Here is a 3,556-nt window from a genome sequence, read left to right as displayed (position 1 = left end):
TCCCGCCGATGTGCTGGCCGAACTGGATGTCCGGCCGGTGGCCGACGTGGCCGAGATCCTGGCTCACGCGATAGAGCCGTTCCGGGAACCGGCCTTCGACGACCGATCCCTGGCGGCCACCGCCTGACACCCTCCCGCGGGGGGGGGGGGGGGGGGGGGGCCCCGGCGCGCCCCGCGCCGGCGGGGGGGGGCGGGGGGGTGGGACGAGGCACCCCCGCGTCCGAGTCGCGTGGATTGATTCCGGCGGCGCTCATCCCCGGCCCGCGAGGATGTCACGGTGATCGTCGATCATCGACTGGATCGCGGCCACCACCGCGGCGACTTCCGGGCGACGCAGGGTCTCGGCCCGGGCGACCAGCCAGTAGCCGAGGGTTACTGCCACCGAATCCGGTAGGACGCGCACCAGATCCGGGTGGCGGTCGGCCATGAAACAGGGCAGCAGGCCCAGGCCGGCCGCGGCGCGCGTCGCCTCGACGTGCACGAAAACGTTGGTGGAGGTGACGGATTCACGCATGGCGGGAACGAAGCCGGAGGCCAGGTCCAGGTCGTCGACCTGCAGCATGGAATCGATGAAGTACACCAGTGGGTGCCGGGCCAGATCGTCGATCGTCGCGGGCGCCGGGTGCTCGCGCAGGTATTCGCGGGAACCGTAGAGGCCCAGCCGGTAGTCGGCGAGGTGGGTGGCGGTCGCACGGCGCACCTGCGGTTCGCCGACGACGATTTCGAGGTCGAGCCCGGAACGCTGCCGGGACGCCCGCCGGGTGGTTGCGACGATTTCGACCGCGATATCCGGATGGTGCCGCCGCACCCGGGCGGCGGCGGGCGCGGCGATATAGGCGCTGAAACCGTCGGTCGCCGACATCCGGACCACCCCTTCGAGCACCCGGTTCCCGTCCGCGCCGGCGGCCAGCGATTTCACCGCCGATTCCACTGTCTCGGCCGCGGTCAGTGCCTCGCGGCCGAGTTCGGTCAGTTCCCAGCCACCGGTGACGCGGGTGAGCACCCGGCCGCCCAGGGTCTGCTCCAGTGCCGCGATGCGCCGGGAGATGGTGGTGTGGTTGATACCCAGTTCGTCCGCCGCGGTCACGAATCGACCGGAACGACCGACGGCGAGCAGTACGAGGAGATCGTCCGCGCTGGGACGGCCGGGAACGGACGCGCTCATATCTGCACTTTTGCACAACGGTGCTGCATAAATGGTCATTGCGGCACAAATCGTCTGCACCAATACTCAGTGCAGCCGAATACTGTGGGGGCCGTCACACCGCATGCGGTGCGGCCTCCGGCGCGAAGGAGAACTGCCATGCGGGAGCACAGCCCCGGACCCGATGCGGTCGACGCGAAGGACACCGATACCGGCGGCCTGCGGCGGGTGGTCGCTGCGTCGATGGCGGGCACCGTCGTGGAGTGGTACGAGTTCTTCCTCTACGGCACCGCCGCCACACTGGTGTTCAGCAAGATCTTCTTCGCCGAGGGCACCAGCGATCTGGATGCCATCCTCGCCGCGTTCGTCACCTACGCCGTCGGGTTCGTGGCGCGCCCGCTGGGCGGTGTGGTCTTCGGACACTACGGCGACAAGTACGGCCGGAAGAAACTACTGCAGTTCAGTCTCGTCCTGGTCGGCGCCGCGACCTTCCTGATGGGCTGTCTGCCGACCTTCGGGCAGATCGGCTACTGGGCGCCCGCCCTGCTGGTGGCTCTGCGATTCATCCAGGGTTTCGCGGTGGGCGGCGAATGGGGCGGCGCGGTACTGCTGGTTGCCGAGCACAGTCCCAGCCGCAGTCGCGGTTTCTGGGCGAGCTGGCCGCAGGCGGGTGTACCGGCGGGCAATCTGCTGGCCACGGTGGTGCTGCTGGTGCTCACGACGACGCTGTCCGACGAGGCATTCCTCGGCTGGGGCTGGCGGGTCGCGTTCTGGTTGTCGGCGGTGGTCGTGCTGATCGGCTACTACATCCGCACCAAGATCACCGACGCGCCGATCTTCGTCGCGGCGCAGCAGGAGGCCGAGGAGATCAAGGCGGGATCGCTCAGTGTCGTCGAGGTGCTGCGGCGGTACCCGCGCGGCGTATTCACCGCCATGGGCCTGCGGTTCGGCGAGAACATCATGTACTACCTGGTGGTCACGTTCACCATCACCTATCTGAAGGTGGAAGTGGGAACCGATACCTCGGTGATCCTGTGGTGGCTGCTGGCCGCGCACGCGGTGCATTTCGTGGTCATCCCGCTGGTCGGCAATCTGTCCGACCGTTTCGGCCGGCGACCGGTCTATCTGGTCGGCGCGGTGACGGCCGGTACGTGGGGTTTCTTCGCCTTCCCGATGATGGACAGCGGTAACAACCTGGTCATCGTCTCCGCCATCGTCATCGGCCTGGTCTTCCACGCCCTCATGTACGCCGGGCAGCCCGCGCTCATGGCCGAGATGTTCCCGACTCGTATGCGCTACTCCGGTGTATCCCTGGGCTATCAGGTGACCTCGATCGTGGCGGGCTCGCTGGCGCCGATCATCGCCGTCCGACTGCTGGACACCTACGGCTCCGCGGTCCCGATCGCCTGGTACCTGGCCGGCGCGGCGGCAGTCAGCGCGATCGCCGCACTGGCCGCGCGGGAAACGAAGGGGCTGACTCTGGAGAGCCTCGACCGCGCCGACGCCGAAAGCCTGACCCCGGCCGAAGTGCCCGTGCGATGAGTGATCTGACAGGTCGCACGGCCCTGGTCACCGGCGCCGCGAGCGGTATCGGAGCGGCCTGCGCCCGGGCGCTCGCGGCGCGCGGCGCCACGGTCACGGTGGCCGATATCGATACCGCCGGAGCCGAGGCAGTGGCCGCGGAACTCGGCGGCACGGCCTGGACGGTGGACCTGCTCGATGTCACCGCCCTCGAAGATCTGACCCTCGACGCCGATATCCTGGTGAACAACGCCGGGGTGCAGCACATCAGCCCGATCCAGGACTTCGCACCCCAGCGCTTCCGGGATCTGCTCACGCTGATGGTCGAGGCGCCGTTCCTGCTGGTACGCGCGGCCCTACCGCATATGTACCGGCAGGGCTGGGGACGCATCGTCAACATCTCCTCGGTCCACGGCCTGCGTGCCTCGCCGTACAAGGCCGCCTACGTGACGGCCAAGCACGGGCTGGAGGGATTGTCGAAAGTGACCGCTCTCGAGGGCGGCCCGCACGGCGTGACGAGTAACTGCGTGAACCCCGGATACGTGCGAACCCCGTTGGTGGACAAACAAATCGCGGACCAGGCGGATGCCCACGGAATCCCCGAACAGGAGGTGCTGGACAAGATCCTGCTCACCGAAAGCGCCATCAAACGCCTCGTGGAACCGGACGAGGTCGCCGCACTGGTGAGCTGGCTGTCCTCCCCGGAGGCGGGCATGGTCACCGGCGCGGCCTACACGATGGACGGCGGGTGGGGAGCCGCAATGGCAGTAGCAACTAACGGACTCCACCAGCCGGACACCGCCCCCGGCGCGGCCACCGGCACCCTGCTGCGAGTACGCGACCTCACCGTGCAATTCCCCGCCGGCCGCGGCCACTGGAACACCGTCGTCG

Annotated in this window: 2 protein-coding genes and 1 pseudogene; 2 read left to right on the top strand and 1 reads right to left on the bottom strand. The window is 68.5% G+C overall.

Translation table 11 applies throughout. The features are described 5' to 3' along the window. Positions 1-250 precede the first annotated feature (250 nt). A complete protein-coding gene (locus tag QH196_RS18415) occupies positions 251-1,165 on the bottom strand; it encodes a LysR family transcriptional regulator (protein ID WP_280417037.1) in 915 nt (304 codons plus the stop codon). A gap of 138 nt (positions 1,166-1,303) precedes the next feature. Here QH196_RS18415 and QH196_RS18410 point away from each other — a divergent pair, with 138 nt between their 5' ends. Next, positions 1,304-2,686 carry an MFS transporter gene (locus QH196_RS18410; RefSeq protein ID WP_280417036.1) on the top strand — a complete coding sequence of 461 codons (1,383 nt, stop codon included), beginning with the start codon at positions 1,304-1,306 and terminating at the stop codon, positions 2,684-2,686. Beyond that, positions 2,683-3,423, top strand: a pseudogene (locus QH196_RS18405) (3-hydroxybutyrate dehydrogenase); the annotation flags it as partial. The gene QH196_RS18410 and the pseudogene QH196_RS18405, both read left to right, overlap by 4 nt. Positions 3,424-3,556: the final 133 nt, after the last annotated feature.

It is taken from the genome of Nocardia carnea (assembly GCF_029868325.1).
In the GTDB taxonomy this organism is placed as follows: domain Bacteria; phylum Actinomycetota; class Actinomycetes; order Mycobacteriales; family Mycobacteriaceae; genus Nocardia; species Nocardia carnea_C.
This window is presented reverse-complemented; position numbering and strand designations above follow the sequence as displayed.